This is a genomic window from Actinopolyspora mzabensis, from assembly GCF_900101095.1.
Lineage (GTDB): Bacteria > Actinomycetota > Actinomycetes > Mycobacteriales > Pseudonocardiaceae > Actinopolyspora > Actinopolyspora mzabensis.
The window spans coordinates 148,663-167,160 of record NZ_FNFM01000011.1 but is presented as its reverse complement, the minus strand read 5'-3'; the positions used below and the strand labels follow the sequence as shown (position 1 = coordinate 167,160).

The window sequence follows — 18,498 nt, the reverse complement described above, 5'->3', positions numbered from 1 at the left end:
CGGCCGACCGCTTTGGGTGACCATCAACCGGACACGGCTGAAGTGTTGCTCGGCTCACTCCTGTGTTGTAGTGGGTCGTGTCACGATTTCCGGCGGTCGGTGCGGCACTTCCGGTGATCTGACGAGCGTGTCGGCACCGTCTCGGGAGGCGGGTTTGTGCGAGGACCGGCAGCCACGGCGAAAGCGTGATCCGACGGCCACCAGGACGGCGCTGTTGCGTGCGGCGGGCGAACTGTTCGCCGAGCGCGGTTTCGGCCAGACCACGGTCCGCGAGGTCGCCGCGCGTGCCGAGGTGAACCAGGCACTGCTGTTCCGGTACTTCGGTTCCAAACAGGAGCTGTTCGCCGAGGTGCTCAGCCACAACAGCGAGGCGCTGCTGCGCAGCGAGCCCGCGGCGGAACTGCCGCGTCGCATCCTGGAGAGCGTGCTGTCCGAGCACACGCGTTCCGGTGCCGAACACACGCTGGTGGCCCTGTTGCGTTCCCTCAGTGACGAGCGGGCGGCCACGTTGTTGCGCGACGAGCTGGGTGGTTCCTATTCGGATCGGCTGGCCTCGCTCACCGACGCCCCGGATGCCGAGTTGCGCGCCGACCTCGTGCTCGCCTGGTTCTTCGGTGTGGGCATGATGCGATCCGTGCTGCGCAAGAGCCCGTTGGCCGAGGCTTCGCCCGAGGTGGTCGTCGAGTACCTGATGCGTGCCGTTCCGCTGCTCCTGGAGCGGAACGCGTCTTCCGGAGAGGAGTGACCGGTGTCGTCCGGTCCGGGCTTGTTCCCGGGCTACGGGGACGTCCGTTACCTGTTCGGCGGAATGCGTGGCCCGGTTCGGACTCTTACCATTCGGATAGTAAGCAGTTGCTTACTTGTCGTCTCGTGTCCGGGAGCCGAGCATGACCACCGTCGACCCGACGCCGCGAACCTATCCGTTCAGCGCGCCCGACAGGCTGCGGCTGGATCCGTTCTACGCGGAGCTGCGCAAGCAGGAACCGGTGTCGCGGGTGCAGCTTCCCTACGGCGAGGCGGCATGGTTGGCCACCAGACACTCCGATGTGCGAACAGTCTTCGCTGATCCGCGTTTCAGTCGCGCGGCCACGGTGGGCAAGGACGAGCCACGCGCACGCCCGAACCCGCAGCAGACCGGCATCCTGACGATGGACCCACCGGAGCACACCAGGTTGCGCAAGCTGGTGGCCAAGGCGTTCACCGCTCGCAGGGTCGAGCAGCTGCGGCCACGCGCGCAGCGGATCGCCGACGACCTGAGCCGGGCCATGCGGCGCAGCGGGCCCCCGCTGGATCTGGTCGAGGAGTTCGCGTTGCCGCTGCCGATCACCGTGATCTGCGAGTTGCTCGGTGTTCCCTACGAGGACAGGACCGACTTCCGGGTCTGGTCGGACGCCTTCCTGTCCACGAGCAAGCTGTCCGAGCAGCAGGTCAACGACTACATCGGACAGATGCGCGCCTACATGGCCGGGTTGGTCGAGCAGCGGCGGGAGCGTCCCGCCGACGATCTGCTCAGCGCGCTGATCCAGGCGAGGGACGAACAGGACAAGCTCTCCGAGACCGAACTGCTGGACCTCTCGGTGGGGTTGCTCGTGGCCGGTCACGAGACCACGGCCACCCAGATCCCCAACTTCGTCTACGTGCTGTTGACGCATCCCGAGGAGCTCGAGTGGCTGCGTGCCGATCCGGACCGGATCCCCGCCGCCGTCGAGGAACTCATGCGGTTCGTCCCGTTGGGAGTCAACGCGGCTTTTCCGCGTTACGCCCTGGAGGACGTCGAGCTCGGCGGGGTGCTGATCCGTGCGGGTGAGCCGGTCCTGGCCAGTCTCGCTTCGGCCAACCGCGACGAGTCCGTCTTCGAAGAGGCCGACCGGCTCGATCTGCGACGTGACTCCAACTCCCACATCGGCTTCGGGCACGGGCCGCACCACTGTCTCGGAGCGCAGCTGGCGCGGATGGAACTGCAGGTGGCGCTGGGCACGTTGCTGCGGGACTTCGAGAATCTGCGGCTCGCCGTGGAGGAACCGGATGTCTCCTGGAAGACCGGGATGCTGGTGCGCGGACCGAGGGATCTCCCGGTGACCTGGTGATTCGGCGACTTGGTGCTCGGTGGCAGCGCCGTGCTGCCCGGATTCCGGTGGAGCCTTCCGTCCGCCGGTCTCACCGTGTCGGGAGCGGAAACCGTGGGAGGAACACGCGGAACCAGTGACGTCAGCGCCGTAAAACGCGAAAGGTGATCGGATGAGTTGGCAGGTCGAGGTCGACGGCGAGACGTGTATCGGCTCGGGGATGTGCGCCGCCATCGCCGAGAAGCATTTCCAGCTGGTCGACGGTGTCTCGCGCCCGTTACGAACGGACACCGAGCCGAATGACGACGTGGTGGACGCGGCCGAGTCCTGTCCGGTGGAGGCGATCCGTGTTCGCGACGCGCAGTCGGGCCGTACCTTGGCGCCCGAGCCGTGACCGCGGCGCGCTCCTAGCGGTGCCCGCCGTGTCCCGCGGGTGAGCGTGCGTCGTCCCTCGTGGGGTCAGTCACGGCACGGCGTCCTTCCGGGATCTTCCCGTCGGGTGGCGACTATGCTGGGGAACCATGTCGCGTCCTCGCCGAATCGGCGTCATGGGGGGAACCTTCGACCCCGTCCATCACGGCCATCTCGTCGCAGCGAGTGAGGTGCAGGCCCAGTTCGGCATGGAGCAGGTGCTGTTCGTGCCGACCGGGCAGCCCTGGCAGAAGGGGCACGAGGATGTGAGCTCGGCGGAGGACCGTTACCTGATGACGGTGATCGCCACCGCCTCCAACCCGCGGTTCTCGGTCAGCAGGGTCGACATCGACCGCGGTGGGCCGACCTACACGATAGACACGCTCTCCGACCTGCGGCGGCAGTACCCCGACGTGGAGTTGTACTTCATAACCGGGGCGGATGCGCTCGAGCAGATTCTCTCCTGGCACCGGGTGGATGACCTGTTCGGCCTGGCGCACTTCATCGGAGTCACACGTCCGGGGTATTCCCTGGACGACGAACACCTGCCGCGTGGTTCGGTCAGCCTGGTCGAGATCCCCGCCATGGCCATCTCCTCCACCGGATGCCGGCAGCGCGTCGCGTCCGGCCTGCCGGTCTGGTACCTCGTTCCGGACGGAATAGTCCAGTACATCAGCAAACGCGGCCTCTACCGCCGCTTCGGCCAGTCCCCGGCGCAGGAGTGGGGGCCGTGATCAGGTGTCTTGTTGGCCGGAAGAGTTCCGGTTCGGTGGATCGGGAGGTGCGTGTCGCGGCGACTCCGGGGAAGTTTCGACGCTGGAGAGCATACGGTTCTCCAAGGAGCGCCCATTGGGGTCGACCGTAAGTACCGAAACCTCGCCCGTGGTTTCCAACACGACAGCTTGGACCTGCTCCAAGTGCGTTACTCCCGCGAGACGTAGTTTCGAGTAGAGGTCGTCGCGGGTCATCTGGGCGCGTTCGAGGTTGCGACTGAGTTCCTCCCGCCCGTCCATCAACAGCAGGGGTCGGTTATCGGTGAGCCGCTCGAAGCTCCCTCGTTTTCGTAGGGCGGCGATCGACGTCTGTGCCGCCAAGAGCATTCCCAGGGCGATGATTCCTTGCAGCAGGCTCACCCCCGAACTCACGGCGGTGGTCGCCATTATCGAGCCGAACGCGACCGTCGCCGCGAAATCGAAGTTCGTCATTTGGGAGAACGATCGGAGCCCCGCGACACGCGAAAAAATGATCATTGCCACGTAGATTCCCAATGTGGAGATGACCACTAGTACGAGCGCCTGCCAACTCGTGATCAAGCCGCTGAACACCGCATACCTCCCGGGTAAGTACTTGAGAGACGCAGCAGCGGCACCATGCCACTGACACGCCGAACGGAGCTTCGCAGCCCGGCTGCCTGCTTAACCACGCTGCTTCGCTATCCCGGCTGATCTCGTGTCAAGACAAGACAACGGAGCTGTGTGTGGCGTACCCCTCATCGGACACACCGAAACCGTCCGGATCGAGTGATCAGCGCTTCCTGCCCGCCGCTTTTCCCGCGATCTCGCGAAGTTTGGCGCGGCGTTGTGCGAGACTTTCGCCAGCAGCTCGAACATCTCGTTCCCGTCCGTTCAGCACCGACTCATGATGAATACTCACTGCTTCGCCGGTACTCCGGTGACTCGCGATCGTTTCACGGAGCCGTGCGTTGTGCCGTGCGTTCGCGAATGTCACGACTGCACGGGAGCGAATATCCGATCGATCTCTTCCGTGTACTTGCTGAAAGCACGAGTCCTGGAAAAGCTTGAGTGCAGTGCTCACAGCTTCACGCGAGTTGTGAACAGGTGAAAACTCCTCATGCGGAGCGAGCTCTCGGGTCCTGCGCACGGAGCTCGTCCCCTGCCCCGGCCGGTACGGTGGATTCCGCCCGCCGAGCGGGGGACGGTTATCCTCGTTCGGAGTACAGGTGGCAGACCGTGACCACCGAGAGGAGCGATGTGGCAGCCAGTGAGAACGCCCGCAGCTTGGCGTTGGTGGCCGCGCGGGCGGCGGCGGACAAGAAGGCCGAGGAACTGCTTCTGCTGGACGTGTCCGACCGACTGATCATCACCGACTGCTTCGTGATCGCCTCCGCCTCCAACGAGCGGCAGGTCGGAGCGATCGTCGAAGCGATCGAGGAGAAGATGCGGGCCGCGGGTACGAAACCGGTTCGCAGGGAGGGCACCCGGGAAGGACGTTGGGTGCTGCTCGACTTCGTCGACGTCATCGTGCACGTGCAGCACTCCGAGGAGCGCGCCTTCTACGAGCTGGAACGGCTCTGGAAGGACTGCCCGGTCATCGAGTTCGACCACGACGGTGCTCCCGCCGACTCCGCCGAACAGCACAGTGAAGAGGGCAGTCAAGCGTGACCCTGCAACGTCTGGTGCTCTGGCGGCACGGCGAGACGGACTACAACCTGGCAGGCCGTATCCAGGGGCACCTCGACTCCGAACTCACCGAACTCGGTCTGGAACAGGCCAAACGCACCGCGCCCCTGGTAGCCGGGTTCGGCCCCGAGGTGGCGGTGAGCTCGGACCTGCGTCGTGCCAGCACCACCGCCGCGGCGTTCGCCGAGTTCACCGGGCAGGAGGTCCGGCTGGACGAGCGGCTGCGCGAAACCCACCTGGGGCAGTGGCAAGGACTCAGCGGCGCCGAGGTGGAGCAGGGATGGCCCGGGGCGATGGGGACGTGGCGCACCCAGCCGACCTGGGCACCACCGGACGGCGAGACCAGGGTGGAGGTCGCCGAACGCGCCTACGAGGTGGTGTGTGAACTCGACGAGGTCATGGAGGGCACGGCGCTGCTGTGCGCGCACGGCGGTCTGATAACCGCGCTGACCGCAAGACTGCTCGGGTGGCCGACCGAGATCTGGTCCAGCCTCGGCGGGGTGGGCAACTGCGGTTGGACCGTGCTCTCCCGCAGCACCCTCGGCAAGCACGGCTGGCGACTGACGACCTACAACGGCGGGTTCGTCGAATGACGCTCCCCCGGTCCGCTCGTGGTTCTCGGTGGGGCTCGCGTTGAGCGTCGCCGTGGTCACCGATTCGACCGCGTACCTGCCCGCGCGACGGGTCGAGTACTACGGCGTACGTGTGATTCCGCTGCACGTGAGCACGGAGGCCGAGCAGTACAGCGACGAGACCTCGTTCGGTCCGGGGCGACTGACCGAGGAGCTGCGTCGCGGCAGGCGGGTCACCACCTCGGGGGCGGCGGTTGCCGAGTTCGCCGCCGCCTACCGCGCGGCGCTGGACCGGGGAGCCGATGGTGTGCTCTCGATCCACCTCTCCGGCGAGCTCTCCGGCACGGTGGATGCCGCTCGCACCGCCGCGCGCGAAGTGGCGCCCTCGGCCATCAACGTGGTCGACTCCCGCTCCGTGGCCATGGGGCTGGGATTCGCCGTGCTGGCCGCCGCCGAGCTGGCCGCCGAGGGTGCCGGGTTGGAGGAGGTCACCGGAGTGGCCGAGCGCGTGGCGGAGCGCGGAACCATCCTCTTCTCGGTGCAGACACTGGAGTACCTGCGCCGGGGCGGGCGGATCGGCACCGCCTCAGCCCTGTTGGGAACGGCCCTGGCGATCAAGCCGCTGCTGCACCTGCACGACGGCGTGATCGACGCCGCCGAGAAGGTGCGGACCACCAGCGCGGCCGTGCGAAGGTTGGAGCAGCTGGCCGTCGAGGCGGTGGCGGAGACGGCGCCCACGCAGCGGTTCCCCACCGGCGACCCGCGGGGACCGGCGCTGGCCGTCCACCACCTGGCGGCACCGGGACGCGCCGAGACGCTCGCCCGAAACATCCGAGAGCGATTGCCGGGGTGCTCCGACTGCGTTGTTTCCGAGGTCGGAGCCACCATCGGAGCCCACATCGGGCCGGGGTCGGTGGGAGTCGTCGTGCTGCCCGGTGGGTGGAGTACCACCGGCACCCCACCTTTCGGCGACTGATCGGGATTCTCCGCTCGGGTCGTCGGGGCGTCGGGGCGTCGAGGCGCTCGTTCGGCGGAACTCGACCGCGTGACTGGGCAGCGATCCCGACAGTGATCCGGGCAGTGATCCGGGCGCGGCGCCCTGCGGCGCGTTCCGGTTCGCCACTTCGCCGCGCGGCACTCGGCTCCGCCTCGTATCGTGCGGCTCGCCGCGTACGTGTCCACAACGTACTCGGCTGTCCACCGGAGGCGTTCTTCGGTGTTCCCGGCCGGTGCGCCGCCGGTTAGCTTCGCCGGTATGCCCGATCTCTTCCGGCCCGAGGACTCGTCCCCTTCGGACGAACGGATCGTCGCCGCGGCCAACGACGAGCTTCCCCCGGCGCGTCGACGGCTGCGGCAGTTGATGGGTTCCGAGGACGGTACGACCGAAACGGTCTCCGCGGCCGATACCGCGGATTCCGCCGAGGCGACGGAAATCCACGAGAGGACGGAAACCGGGGACCGGGCGCGGCGGTGGTTGCCCCGAACACCGCGCGAGGTGCTGCTGGATCCGGGCCGGGTGGGGTGCATCGGCGTCGTTCTCGCCGCGGTGATCGGCTGCGGCGTCCTGCTGCTGAGCCGTGATTCCGGTGGTGGGACCACACCTGTTCCCTCGACTCGGATTCCCGCTCCGGAGTCGGCAGCGGTGACCGGTGCGGCCGTCACCACCTCCCCTGAAACCGAGCTGGTGGTCAGCGTAGTGGGACGAGTGCACGAGCCGGGACTGGTGACCGTGGCGGCGGGGTCCCGTGTCGCCGACGCGCTGCGAGCGGCGGGAGGTCCGTTACCCGAGACGGACACCCTGGCGTTGAACCTGGCTCGGGAACTGTCCGACGGGGAACAGCTCTACGTCGGGATCCCGGTGCCGTCACGTGCCTCGAGGTCGGCACCGGAAGGCACCACCGCCACCGAGTCCTCGAAGGTGGATCTCAATCGGGCCGATGAACAACAGTTGCGGGAACTGCCCGGCATCGGTCCGGTCACGGCAGCAGCGATCCTGCGCTGGCGTGCCGAGAACGAGGGATTCGAGTCGGTGACCCAGCTTCGCGAGGTCGACGGGATCGGGACGGTGCGGCTCTCGCGGCTGCGCGATCTGGTTCGGGTGTGAGGCGCCGATGACCGGCCCCACGGCGTCGACCACTGCCGCGTCGGCTCCTCGCCCGCTGGACCTTCGGCTGGTACCTGCAGCGCTCGGAGTCTGGGGTGCCACGTTGGCCGGGCTGCACACCGGCTGGGTCGCCGCCGCCCTGCTGGCGTGCTGCGGTGCCCTGGCGGCAGCTGCGTGCCTGTTCGTCACGGGGCGGAGATGGGCCATCGGGGTGATCGTGTGCTCGGTTCTGGTGGGAACCGCGGGTTTCGGGCTGGCGGTGCGATTGCGGCCCGTCGAGAACCACCCGCTTCGGGAAGTCGCCTCCCGCGGCGAGAGCGTACGGCTGCGCGTCGAACTCACCGAACGCCCCACGCCAGTGAGCGGCGCCTCGGCGGGCGGCGGAGGCGGGGTCGGGAAGCGGTCGGTGGTCCGAGCCCGTATCCGAGCGGTAAGACAGCGGGAGCGGTGGCACCCGGCTTCCGGTTCGGTGCTGTTGCTGGTGCCCGCCGAAACCTGGGGCGGACTGTTGCGGGGACAGCGAGCCACCACCACTGGTGCGGCGCTCCGTCCACGTGGAGCCGATCTGCTGGTCCTCGTTCTCGCGGTCCACCAGCCGCCGGAGAACGTGACTCGGCCCCCCGTGGCCCAGCGGTTCGCCGAGCGGCTGCGTGCCGGACTGCGCGATGTCTCCGAGTCCGTGCTCTCCCCACGCGCCGAAGGACTGCTTCCCGGTCTGGTGGTGGGCGACACCAGCGGGTTGCTCGACACGGTCCGCCGGGATTTCGGCAAGGCGGGGCTGACCCATCTGACCGCGGTTTCCGGTGCGAACCTGGCGATCGTCTGCGGCGCCGTACTGCTGCTGCTCCGTGCGATGCGTGCTCCGCCGCCGCTGGCCGCGGGATGTGCGGGGGCGGCGTTGGCGGGATTCGTGGTTCTCGCCGGGGGCGAACCGAGCGTGCTCCGTGCGGCCGTCATGGGGGCGCTCGGGTTGCTCGCGCTCGTGTTGGGCCGTAACGGAACCGCACTGCCCGCGCTCGCGGGCTGTGTGATCCTGCTGCTGTTGTGGCACCCCGAGCTGGCCGTCAGTCCGGGGTTCGCGTTGTCGGTCGCGGCCACGGCCGCCCTGGTGCTGCTCGCCCCGGCGTGGTCGGGGTGGCTGCGGCGACGTGGGATGCCCCTCCGGCTGGCCCAGGCGCTGGTGGCACCGGCCGCCGCGCAACTCGCCACCGCGCCGCTCGTGGTCGCGCTGTCCGGCGAGCTCAGCCTGGTCGGTGTCGCAGCGAACGTGCTGGTGGAACCGGTGATCGCCCCGGCCACGGTGCTCGGTGTGGCCGCGACGTTGCTCGCCCCCTGGTTCTCCCCGCTGGGTGAACTCCTGGTGCTGCTGGCCGCTCCGGAATTGGAGTGGGTGCTGCTGGTTGCCCGGTGTGCCGCGAGTTCACCGCTGGCGACGATCCCGTTGCCTTCCGGGGCGCCGGGGATCCCGCTCGTGGTCGCCCTGGTGGCCGCGATCCTGCTGCTGCTCCGGTTCCGTACCGGCCGGATGTTGTTGGCCGGTTCGCTGTTGTCCGTGCTACTGCTGCTGGTCACGATCGGAGTGCGGCCCGGTGGTTGGCCTGTGGCGGGTTGGAGTGTCGTGGCCTGCGACGTCGGCCAGGGTGACAGCCTGGTGCTGGCCACCGGAGTGCGCGGCACCGCTGTCGTGGTGGACACCGGTCCCAGCGCCGCCCCGGTCGATCGGTGTCTCGACCGCCTCGGGGTGCGCCACGTTCCGCTGCTGGTGCTCACCCACCCGCACGCCGATCACTACGCCGGGATCTCCGGAGTGCTGGTGGGACGCGAGGTCGATGCGGTGGCGACGGGAGCTGCTCGTCCGTCCATCTGGTCGGACACCGACGTTCGACGACGTGCGCGCGACAACGACGCGCACCTGGTGCGGCTGTCCGCGGGGCAACTGATCCGCTGGCCCGCTCTGGCGATCGAGGTGCTGGCCCCGGACGGGGACGCCGCGCCCGTGGCGGCGGACCGGGTCAACGACGCCTCGCTGGTGCTGCGGGCGAACACCCCGGCAGGGCGGGTACTGCTGACCGGCGACATCGAACTGGCCGGGCAGCGGGAGCTCCTCGCGGCGGGGGTTCGGCTGGACGCGGAAGTGCTCAAGGTGCCGCACCACGGTTCGAGGTACACCAGCGAGGAGTTCCTCCGGGCCGTTTCCCCGGAGGTGGCGCTGATCAGCGTGGGACACGGCAACGACTACGGACATCCCAGTGACGAGATCGTCACGACACTGCGCGACCTCGGCGCCGCGGTGCGCCGTACCGATCGCCGTGGCGCCATCGCCGTGCTGGGCGGAAACCGCGGCATGCTGACCGCCAGCACCGGCGACCCGCTCCGTCCCGACGAGTGAGAGTAGATCTCTGGTGCGGGATGTGGCCGAGGAGTAGATACCCGAGCTCTGCTCGGGTGCGGTAGACCGCTGCCGCTGTTCCTCGGCGCGGCAGCGCCGAATGCCCACGCACGCCGTCGGCACCGCCGTGGGTTCTCTCGGGCGGGAGGCCCGACGTTGGGTAGATCGGCTACCCGATGTCGGGCCTCCCGGAGCGAGAGCGGTGCGAGAGGTTCCGCCCTGCAGTACTTCGACGACCTCAGTAGCAGGTTGGGAACGACAGAACCCCGGTCGCTGAGGTGGCTCGATTGTGCGGCAGGGCCGCTCTGCCGCGTAGCGAGCTACTCAAGAGCGGCCCAACGCGGCAAGCGTCCGCCTCAGCGACCGGTAACCGACCGAGCGTGAAAGTCGCTCAGCGGTACCGTTCCTCAGAGGTTCAGTGCCTCGTCCACTGCTTCGGTGTTCGGCGCCACGGTGGCCTTCGGCCCGACGTGATCCTGCAGCGAGTCCATCGTCTTGAGACCGTCGCCGGTGATCATCAGTACCGTCTCCGAGTCCGGGTCCAGTTGTCCGGACTCGATCAGCTTCTTCGTGGTGGCCACGGTGACCCCGCCCGCGGTCTCGGCGAAGATGCCCTCCGTGCGAGCCAGCAGCCGGATGCCCTCGACGACTTCCTCGTCGCTGACGTCCTCGATCGCTCCGTTGGTGCGGCGCACGGTGTCGAGTACGTACGGACCATCGGCGGGGGCGCCGATCGCCAGCGAACGCGCGATGGTGTCGGGCCGCACCGGCTGCACCACGTCGTGGTTCTGCTTGTAGGCGTCTGCCACGGGGGAGCAGCCCGTGGCCTGCGCACCGAAGATCCGGTAGGGGCTCTGTTCCACCAGCCCGACCTCGCCGAGCTCGCGGAATCCCTTGTCGACCTTGGTGAGCTGCGAGCCGGACGCGATGGGAACCACCACCTGCTCCGGAATGCGCCAGCCGAGCTGTTCGGCCACCTCGAAGGCGAGGGTCTTGGAGCCCTCCGAGTAGTAGGGCCGCACGTTGACGTTGACGAACGCCCAGTCCTCGTGCTCTCCGGCCAGCTCGGTGGCCAGGCGATTCACGTCGTCGTAGTTGCCGTCGACGGCCAGCAGCGAGCCGTCGTAGACGGCGGTCATCAGTACCTTGGCGCGTTCCAGCGAGGAGGGGACGAGCACCACCGAGTCCCAGCCCGCGCGTGCCGCGGCCGCTCCCACCGCGTTGGCGAGGTTACCGGTGGAGGGGCATGCCAGTACCTTGAAGCCGAACTCGCGCGCGGCGGCCAGTGCCACCGCCACGACCCGGTCCTTGAAGGAGTGGGTGGGGTTGCCCGTGTCGTCCTTGATCCAGATGCGTTTGACGCCCAGCGCGTTGGCGAGTGCGTCTGCCCGGACCAACCTCGTACAGCCCGGATCGGTGTTCGGATGCTGCTCCACATCGGACGGAACAGGCAGCAGGTTCTTGTAGCGCCAGATCGAGCGCGGGCCGGACTCGATGTCCTCCCTGCGCACGCGGCCGAAGTCGTAGGCGACTTCCAGCGGCGAGAAGTCCTCCAGGCAGACGAACTCCGGAGCCAGGGGTTGCCGATGCCCCTCTTCCTTGGACACGAGCTCGGCCGCGGGGCCGAGGTCGAACTTCCGGTCGGTCGTCTCGGACTGTGTTCGGGCGGCAGCTGTCATCGCGAGGTCCTTCCCCTCATCTGTCCCGCTGGCGGGTCGGAATTGGCACCGTTTTCGCCGAACCGCGCCACGAACGTGGTCGCGGTGCCGACGCTGGTTGCCGGGGCTTCGCCGGGCCGGTCCCTCTGCCCCTCTGGATGAGCTATCCAAGTTGTTTCGGCAACGCTACGGCATGAACCCGTCATCCGACCACTTTGATCCAGCATCCGGGACGGGGTTGACCGTCGGCCCGAGTGGGAGAATGCGGACCATGAACTCGGCTCCCGCCTCGTTGCATCTCGTGCTCGGTGACGAAGAACTGCTGGTCGAGCGTGCTGTTTCCGAATCCCTCGCCGCCGCCCGCCGGGCCGATCCCGAAGCCGAGCTACGCCGTTCCAAGGTGAGTGACCTCACCCCTCCCGAGCTCGACGAGATGCTGAGTCCCTCGTTGTTCGCGGAGGGGCGCGTGATCGCGTTGGACAGTGCGCAGGACGCGAGCAAGGAGATCGCCGAGGCGGTGCTCCGCCACGCGCGCGCCCCGGCCGAAGGCGTGGTGCTCGTGGTGTTGCACAACGGCGGTGGCAGGGCCAAGCACGCCAAGGAACTCCCCGGCGAGCTGCGCGGTATGGGGGCCGCCGTCACCGAGTGCAACCGGATCACGCGGCCAGCCGAGCGGGAGAGCTTCGTCCGGGCGGAGGCCACCAGGGCCGGTGGGCGCATCGACTCGGCCGCGGTGAGCGCTCTCGTGGAGACCGTCGGCAACGATCTGCGCGAGCTGTCCTCCTCGGTGTCCCAGCTGGTGGCCGATACCGACGGCAAGGTCGACGAGGCGGCGGTGCGGCGTTACCACCAGGGCAAGGCCGAGGTCACCGGCTTCGTGGTGGCGGAGAAGGCCGTGATGGGGGATCGCGCCGGCGCGTTGGAGGCGTTGCGCTGGGCGCTGCAGCTGGGGGTGCCGCACGTGCTGATCGCCGATGCGTTGGCCGACGCCGTGCGCACCATCGGGCGAGTGGCCAGTGCCGGAGGCGGGGATCAGTACCGGCTCGCCCGGGAGCTCGGCATGCCGGCTTGGAAGGTCAAGAAGGCGCTCTCGCAGGCGCGGGGCTGGAACGCGGCGGGAGTGGCCGAGGCGATGCAGCTGGTCGCCTCGCTCAACGGTCAGGTCAAGGGGCAGGCCGCCGACGCCGACTACGCCCTGGAACGCGCCGTGCTGGGGTTGATCGCGACCCGGAGTTCCCGGAACCAGGGATGAGCGGGAGATCCGGTCGGGTCACCGGGCAGGGGGTGAGGCCGAGCAGGGGAGAGGCCCGCGGAGTACGGGCCTCTCCGCTGCGTGCGAAGAGGCCCGTGTACCGGCGTTTCCCGAACGGTTCCCGATCGTCGTCGCCCGTCCGGGGAGTCCGATCAGAGCTGGTTGAGCTGCCTGGCCATGGAGGACTTCTTGTTGGCCGCCTGGTTGCGGTGGATAACGCCCTTCTTGGCGGCCTTGTCGACCAGGCGGGTGGCGGCGCGCTCCATCTCGGCGGCCTTTTCCCTGTCGCCGGTGGCAGCGGCCTCCCGGAACCGGCGCATCGCGGTCTTCATCGACGTCTTGACCGACTTGTTGCGAAGCCGGTTGCGCTCGTTGATCAGGACTCGCTTCTTGGAGGACTTGATGTTGGCCACTGTTGCGCCTCTTTCACTGATCGACTCGAATGTCGCGACCGCGCTCGAACGGCGCTGCCCCATCGCGGGACCCTCCGGCTCGCCGGGGATTTCCGGCTCACCGGCAGTTCGGTACGACGGTTCGCGGGCAGCCTTCCTCCACGTCGGAAATGCCGCGCGGTGCGATCGGCCATCGTAGCAACACCGCGCCGCACCGCCGTGCCCGGCTCCGCTGGTCAGGACGCTGCCCGTTCGAGGTGCCCGATGCGGGGGCCAGGGGTCGGCGGTGCGCCCGAGTAGCGGGTGGTCGCCGCCGTGGTCGCTCAGGCCGAGTCGTCGTCCTTGCGGGGTCTTCCCCTGCCGCGCTGCCGCCCGGTCCCACCCGGCAGCCTGCCCGCATCCTGCAGTGCCTTGCGCAGCAGGAACTCTATCTGCGCGTTCGTGCTGCGCAGTTCGTCGCCCGCCCAACGCGCGAGCGCGTCGTGTACCGCCGGATCCAGGCGGAGCAGGAAGCTCTTGCGGGATGCCACGCGATTCCCTCACTGGTACAGCGAGCCGGTGTTGACCACCGGTTGGGTCGCCTTGTCACCGCAGAGCACGACCAGCAGGTTGCTGACCATCGACGCCTTGCGCTCCTCGTCCAGTTCGACGACCTCGTCTTCCGCCAGCTGCCCCAGCGCCGATTCGACCATGCCCACCGCTCCCTCGACGATGCGCTGCCGTGCGGCCACGACGGCGTCGGCCTGCTGACGCTGCAGCATCGACTGCGCGATCTCGGGAGCATACGCGAGGTGGGTGAGCCGGGACTCGACGACCTTCACGCCCGCCGAGTGAACCCGGTCGGCGATCTCCTTGGAGAGCTTGGCGGTGATCTCCTCGGCGTTCTCCCGCAGCGAGAGCTCCTGCCCGCCCCTGGTGTCGTAGGCGTAGTTGGTCGCGATGTGCCGCACCGCCGTTTCCGTCTGGGTCTGCACGAACTCGACGAAGTCGTCGACGCTGAAGGATGCCTGTGCGGTGTCGTCGACCTGCCAGACCACCACCGCGGCGATCTCGATGGGGTTGCCCTCGGCGTCGTTGACCTTCATCACGCTGGTCTCGTGGTTGCGGATGCGGGTGGAGACGCGGGTCCGGTCGGTGGTCAGCGGATTGATCCAGTGCAGTCCCTCCTGGCGCAGCGTCCCCGTGTAGCGACCGAAGAACTGCAGTACCCGTGCCTCGCCGGGTGAGACCGTCACCAGTCCGGCCAGCCCCACCAGGGTGGCGACCCCCAGTGCGATCCCGACCGCGAGCAGCCACCACGTGGAGGTTACGCCGCCGAGGGCGGCCAGTGCGGCGGCCAGGAGCAGCAGCAGGACACCCAGCCCGAGCATCGGGAGTCCCGAGGCTCCCCTGGCGGGCTGTTCCCTGATCTCCGATTCCGGCATCGCCACTCCCGTTCCGGTTTCCTCGGTACCCATCCGTTTCCTCCCCTGCCGTGTTTCCTGATTTCTGGAAGACATCATAGTGATATCACTTTTTACGATGTGGGGGCAAAGCCGGAAACCGCCGGATGATCTCGGTTACTCGTGGGGGACCGGTGGGGAACAGGGGATTAAGCCGCCCCCGGCGGCCGGACAGTTGGCCGCGATCGGGTTCGGACTGCTCACCGGCAGCGTGATCGCGTTGTACACCGTCTGGGACGCCTACGCCGTCACCGCGCTGGCGCTGGCACCGCTGCTGTTCGGCTGGGCCAACCAGCTGGCCCGGGTGGCGCTGTTCGCGCCGTACGCCTGGGGCCGGAGAGAGCGGAGCGTGGCTGTCTGGTCCGGAAACCGGCGCGAAGTGATGCTGGTGGGGCTGTTCCCGCCGGCCTACCGAGATTCCCCGCTCCGTTCGCGGATTTCGCGCGAAATCGACGATCCGACCCGGCAACAGTGTTGTGCCCTGCCGATTCATCCCGATTCGCGCGGTGATTTCGCGCGAAATCGCCGCCGAGCGGTACCGCTGCTCGGCGGATCCCTACCCGATCGGGTAGGACGGGGGCATGGAGGTTCTCAGCAGCAGGATGATCCTGCGTCCCGGTGACCACGATCGCTCGGTGCGGTTCTACCGCGACACGCTCGGACTCGCGATCCACCGCGAGTTTCCCGGCGGCACGGTGTTCTTCCTCGGGCAGGGGCTGCTGGAAGTGTCCGGAACCGGCAGCAGCGGCCCCAGCCAGGACCAGATGCTGTGGCTGCAGGTGCGCGACGCCGCCGAGAGCGTCCGTGAACTGCGTGAGCTCGGCGTCGAGGTGCTCGCCGAACCGGAACGGCAGCCCTGGGGGCTGATCGAGGGAACCGTCGCCGACCCCGACGGAGTGCGGATCGTGCTGGTGGAGGTGCCACCCGAACATCCGCTGCGCAGTGACGTTCGGCAAGATCCCTGATCCGCTGTCCGCGTGGCCCCGGCGGGGCGGTCGGGTCACCCGCCCGCCCCGTTCCGTCGCGACGCGCGACGCGCGGTCGCACTCCCGGGTTGGGGTCGGGCATTCCGCACTTTCGTGGGACCATGGGCACAAGCCCTGCCCGTACGCGAGTCGACATCCCGCGAGGAAGACTTCAGTGAGCACCTTCGCAGACACGACCTTCACGTCTCCTGAACGCATCAGGAACTTCTGCATCATCGCCCACATTGACCACGGCAAGTCGACGTTGGCCGACAGGGTGTTGCAGCTCACCGAGGTGCTCGACGAGCGCGCGTACCGGGACCAGTACCTCGACCGGATGGACCTGGAGCGCGAGCGCGGCATCACGATCAAGTCCCAGAACGTGCGACTGCCGTGGCAGGTCGACGGTGAGGACTACGTGCTGCATCTGATCGACACTCCCGGCCACGTCGACTTCACCTACGAGGTCAGCCGCTCGCTCGCCGCCTGCGAGGGTGCGATCCTGCTGGTGGACGCCGCCCAGGGGATCGAGGCGCAGACGCTGGCCAACCTCTACCTGGCCATGGAGCACGACCTGGAGATCATCCCCGTGCTCAACAAGATCGACCTCCCCGCCGCGGACCCCGACCACTACGCCGCGGAGCTGGCCCACATCATCGGCTGCTCGGAGTCCGACGTGCTGCGGGTCTCGGCCAAGAGCGGCGAGGGTGTCGCCGACGTGCTCGACGCCGTGGTGCTCAACGTTCCCGCGCCGGTCGGCGAGCACGACTCGCCCGCCAGGGCGATGATCTTCGACTCGGTCTACGACACCTACCGGGGCGTGATCACCTACATCCGGGTGGTCGACGGCAGCATCACCCCTCGCGAGAAGATCCGGATGATGTCGACCGGAGCCACCCACGAGCTGCTCGAAGTCGGCATCATCTCACCCGACCAGAAACGGTCCGAGGGGCTCGGGGTCGGTGAGGTCGGCTACCTGATCACCGGTGTCAAGGACGTTCGCCAGTCCCGGGTGGGTGACACGGTCACCTTCGCCAAGAACGGTGCCGACAAGCCACTGCCCGGCTACCGCGACCCGATCCCGATGGTCTACTCCGGGCTCTACCCGATCGAGGGGTCCGACTATCCGGTGCTGCGCGACGCGCTGGACAAGCTGCTGCTCAACGACGCCGCGCTGACCTACGAGCCGGAGACCTCCGGTGCGCTCGGATTCGGTTTCCGCTGCGGTTTCCTGGGGCTGCTGCACCTGGAGATCACCAGGGCGCGGCTGGAGCGCGAGTACAACCTCAACCTCATCTCCACCGCCCCCAACGTGGTCTACGGCGTCACCCTGCAGGACGGCACCGAGCTGGAGGTCACCAACCCCTCGGACTGGCCCGAGGGCAAGATCCAGGAAGTGCGCGAGCCGATCGCGAAGTGCACGGTGATCGCTCCCTCCGAGTTCGTCGGTGCGATCATGGAGCTGTGCCAGAGCAGGCGCGGGCGGCTCGACAGCATGGACTACCTCTCCGAGAGCCGCGTCGAGCTCCGCTACACCATCCCGTTGGCCGAGATCGTGTTCGACTTCTTCGATCACCTCAAGTCGCGCACCCGTGGTTACGCCTCCATGGACTACGAGGAGTCGGGCACGCAGGCCTCGGACCTGGTCAAGGTCGACATCCTGCTGCAGCACGAGGCGGTGGACGCCTTCAGCGCGATCGTGCACAAGGACAACGCCTACTCCTACGGCACCAAGATGGCCTCCAAGCTCCGAGAGCTCATCCCGCGCCAGCAGTTCGAGGTGCCGATCCAGGCGGCCGTGGGGTCGCGGATCATCGCCCGCGAGACGATTCGCGCCATGCGCAAGGACGTACTCGCCAAGTGCTACGGCGGTGATATCAGCCGTAAGCGCAAGCTGCTGGAGAAGCAGAAGGAAGGCAAGAAGAAGATGAAGACGGTCGGCCGCGTCGAGGTACCGCAGGAGGCGTTCGTGGCCGCGCTGTCCACCGACGAGTCCGCCAAGGACGATTCCAAGGGAGACTCCAAGGGCAAGAAGTAGCCTGGTGGGAAAGTAGCAGCGGCGTATTGCCGCCCCGGTTTTCGCCGGGCTCGTTCGGTGGAACCTCCCGCGTGCCGCCGCTTCGGGGCTGGTGCTCCTCCGGCACGGGAGCTCGTCGGTGCGGGCCGAACCGCTGGTGCGGATCCGAAAAACGACGGGGCAGCACCGGACCGTTTTCCCTAGGATCGATCTTCGTCGCAATCGAGGACCGAAACGAGGGGACGATGTCCGAAAGGCACGATTACGAGACCGTGGTGCGCTGGACCGGGAATCGGGGCAGCGGTACCGAGCAGTACGACTCCTACGGCCGTGAACACCTGGTCGAGGTCGCGGGCAAGGCGTCCCTGCGTGGCTCGGCCGATCCGGCCTTCCTGGGGGATCCGGAACTGCTGAACCCGGAGGAGCTGCTGGTCGCCTCGCTCGCGCAGTGTCACATGCTCTGGTATCTGGGGATCTGTGCCTCGTCCGGCGTCGTGGTCACCGAGTACCTTGACGCGGCTCGCGGCACCATGACCGAGGAGCGGGGCGGTGGCGGCCGCTTCACCGAGGTGGTGCTGCGCCCGGTGGTGACCGTGCGAAGCGAGTCGATGCGCGACAGGGCCGCGAAACTGCACGAGCAGGCGCACCGCAAGTGCTTCATCGCCAATTCCGTGAACTTTCCGGTCCGTCACGAGCCCGGAATCCGTGTAGCGAGCTGATCGGGCCGCGGGGCCGATCCGGCCTTCTTGTCGCCCAGCCCAGGGGTCGATTTCGCGCGAAATCGACCCCTGGGCTGGGATATCGCTCCGC

19 protein-coding genes and 1 riboswitch are annotated in these 18,498 nt (G+C 68.1%); of the genes, 14 read left to right on the top strand and 5 right to left on the bottom strand.

What is annotated here, in order from left to right; all coding sequences use genetic code 11:
• The first annotated feature begins 154 nt into the window (after window positions 1-154).
• From BLR41_RS18790 to nadD, 4 genes are all read left to right on the top strand, one after another.
• Window positions 155-745 carry a TetR/AcrR family transcriptional regulator gene (locus BLR41_RS18790; RefSeq protein WP_092630782.1) on the top strand — a complete coding sequence of 197 codons (591 nt, stop codon included), beginning with the start codon at window positions 155-157 and terminating at the stop codon, window positions 743-745.
• A 142-nt stretch (window positions 746-887) separates the two neighbouring features.
• Window positions 888-2,087, top strand: a complete 1,200-nt coding sequence (locus BLR41_RS18785; protein WP_092630779.1) for a cytochrome P450 — start codon at window positions 888-890, stop codon at window positions 2,085-2,087.
• A 151-nt stretch (window positions 2,088-2,238) separates the two neighbouring features.
• The gene (locus BLR41_RS18780; protein WP_092630776.1) at window positions 2,239-2,460 is read left to right on the top strand and encodes a ferredoxin; all 222 of its coding nucleotides are present in this window, start codon (window positions 2,239-2,241) and stop codon (window positions 2,458-2,460) included.
• Between the two features lie 127 nt (window positions 2,461-2,587).
• Window positions 2,588-3,211: a nicotinate-nucleotide adenylyltransferase gene (gene nadD, locus BLR41_RS18775; protein ID WP_092630773.1), complete on the top strand. Its 624-nt coding sequence runs from the start codon at window positions 2,588-2,590 to the stop codon at window positions 3,209-3,211.
• On the opposite strand, the gene BLR41_RS18770 is transcribed toward nadD, so the two are convergent.
• Entirely contained in the window at window positions 3,212-3,682 is a 471-nt protein-coding gene (locus BLR41_RS18770) for a DUF421 domain-containing protein (RefSeq protein WP_245694489.1), read from the bottom strand.
• 786 nt (window positions 3,683-4,468) lie between these two features.
• On the opposite strand from BLR41_RS18770, the gene rsfS reads away from it, so the two are divergent.
• From rsfS to BLR41_RS18745, 5 genes are all read left to right on the top strand, one after another.
• Entirely contained in the window at window positions 4,469-4,879 is a 411-nt protein-coding gene (rsfS, locus tag BLR41_RS18765) for a ribosome silencing factor (RefSeq protein WP_092631025.1), read from the top strand.
• Window positions 4,876-5,490 (top strand): histidine phosphatase family protein, encoded by a 615-nt coding sequence (locus BLR41_RS18760; protein WP_092630769.1) that lies wholly within the window; start codon window positions 4,876-4,878, stop codon window positions 5,488-5,490. Before rsfS ends, BLR41_RS18760 begins: the two co-directional genes overlap by 4 nt.
• A 40-nt stretch (window positions 5,491-5,530) precedes the next feature.
• Window positions 5,531-6,445: a DegV family protein gene (locus BLR41_RS18755; RefSeq protein ID WP_092631021.1), complete on the top strand. Its 915-nt coding sequence runs from the start codon at window positions 5,531-5,533 to the stop codon at window positions 6,443-6,445.
• 279 nt (window positions 6,446-6,724) lie between these two features.
• Window positions 6,725-7,573: a ComEA family DNA-binding protein gene (locus BLR41_RS18750; protein ID WP_245694487.1), complete on the top strand. Its 849-nt coding sequence runs from the start codon at window positions 6,725-6,727 to the stop codon at window positions 7,571-7,573.
• 7 nt (window positions 7,574-7,580) lie between these two features.
• A complete protein-coding gene (locus tag BLR41_RS18745) occupies window positions 7,581-9,962 on the top strand; it encodes a DNA internalization-related competence protein ComEC/Rec2 (protein ID WP_092630766.1) in 2,382 nt (793 codons plus the stop codon).
• A 407-nt stretch (window positions 9,963-10,369) separates the two neighbouring features.
• Here the strand turns inward: BLR41_RS18745 and thrC are convergent, their stop codons facing one another.
• Complete coding sequence (thrC, locus tag BLR41_RS18740) at window positions 10,370-11,641, bottom strand: threonine synthase (protein WP_092630763.1); 1,272 nt, start codon at window positions 11,639-11,641, stop codon at window positions 10,370-10,372.
• A gap of 13 nt (window positions 11,642-11,654) precedes the next feature.
• Window positions 11,655-11,785, bottom strand: a riboswitch (SAM riboswitch).
• Window positions 11,786-11,891: 106 nt separating this feature from the next.
• Here thrC and holA point away from each other — a divergent pair.
• Entirely contained in the window at window positions 11,892-12,872 is a 981-nt protein-coding gene (gene holA, locus BLR41_RS18735; protein ID WP_092630760.1) for a DNA polymerase III subunit delta, read from the top strand.
• A gap of 152 nt (window positions 12,873-13,024) precedes the next feature.
• Here holA and rpsT read toward each other — a convergent pair whose 3' ends face one another.
• From rpsT to BLR41_RS18720, 3 genes are all read right to left on the bottom strand, one after another.
• On the bottom strand, window positions 13,025-13,285 hold the full coding sequence (gene rpsT / locus BLR41_RS18730) for a 30S ribosomal protein S20 (protein WP_092631015.1): 261 nt from the start codon (window positions 13,283-13,285) through the stop codon (window positions 13,025-13,027).
• A gap of 302 nt (window positions 13,286-13,587) precedes the next feature.
• Window positions 13,588-13,794, bottom strand: coding sequence for a type II toxin-antitoxin system antitoxin (locus BLR41_RS18725; protein WP_092630757.1), 207 nt, complete (start codon window positions 13,792-13,794; stop codon window positions 13,588-13,590).
• A 9-nt stretch (window positions 13,795-13,803) separates the two neighbouring features.
• Window positions 13,804-14,721 (bottom strand): SPFH domain-containing protein, encoded by a 918-nt coding sequence (locus BLR41_RS18720; protein ID WP_092630754.1) that lies wholly within the window; start codon window positions 14,719-14,721, stop codon window positions 13,804-13,806.
• Between the two features lie 46 nt (window positions 14,722-14,767).
• Here BLR41_RS18720 and BLR41_RS18715 point away from each other — a divergent pair, with 46 nt between their 5' ends.
• From BLR41_RS18715 to BLR41_RS18700, 4 genes are all read left to right on the top strand, one after another.
• Complete coding sequence (locus BLR41_RS18715; protein WP_176798053.1) at window positions 14,768-15,328, top strand: hypothetical protein; 561 nt, start codon at window positions 14,768-14,770, stop codon at window positions 15,326-15,328.
• Window positions 15,288-15,671, top strand: coding sequence for a VOC family protein (locus BLR41_RS18710; protein WP_092630748.1), 384 nt, complete (start codon window positions 15,288-15,290; stop codon window positions 15,669-15,671). Before BLR41_RS18715 ends, BLR41_RS18710 begins: the two co-directional genes overlap by 41 nt.
• 175 nt (window positions 15,672-15,846) lie before the next feature.
• On the top strand, window positions 15,847-17,709 hold the full coding sequence (gene lepA / locus BLR41_RS18705) for a translation elongation factor 4 (protein ID WP_092630745.1): 1,863 nt from the start codon (window positions 15,847-15,849) through the stop codon (window positions 17,707-17,709).
• A gap of 224 nt (window positions 17,710-17,933) precedes the next feature.
• Entirely contained in the window at window positions 17,934-18,407 is a 474-nt protein-coding gene (locus BLR41_RS18700; RefSeq protein ID WP_092630742.1) for an OsmC family protein, read from the top strand.
• Window positions 18,408-18,498: the final 91 nt, after the last annotated feature.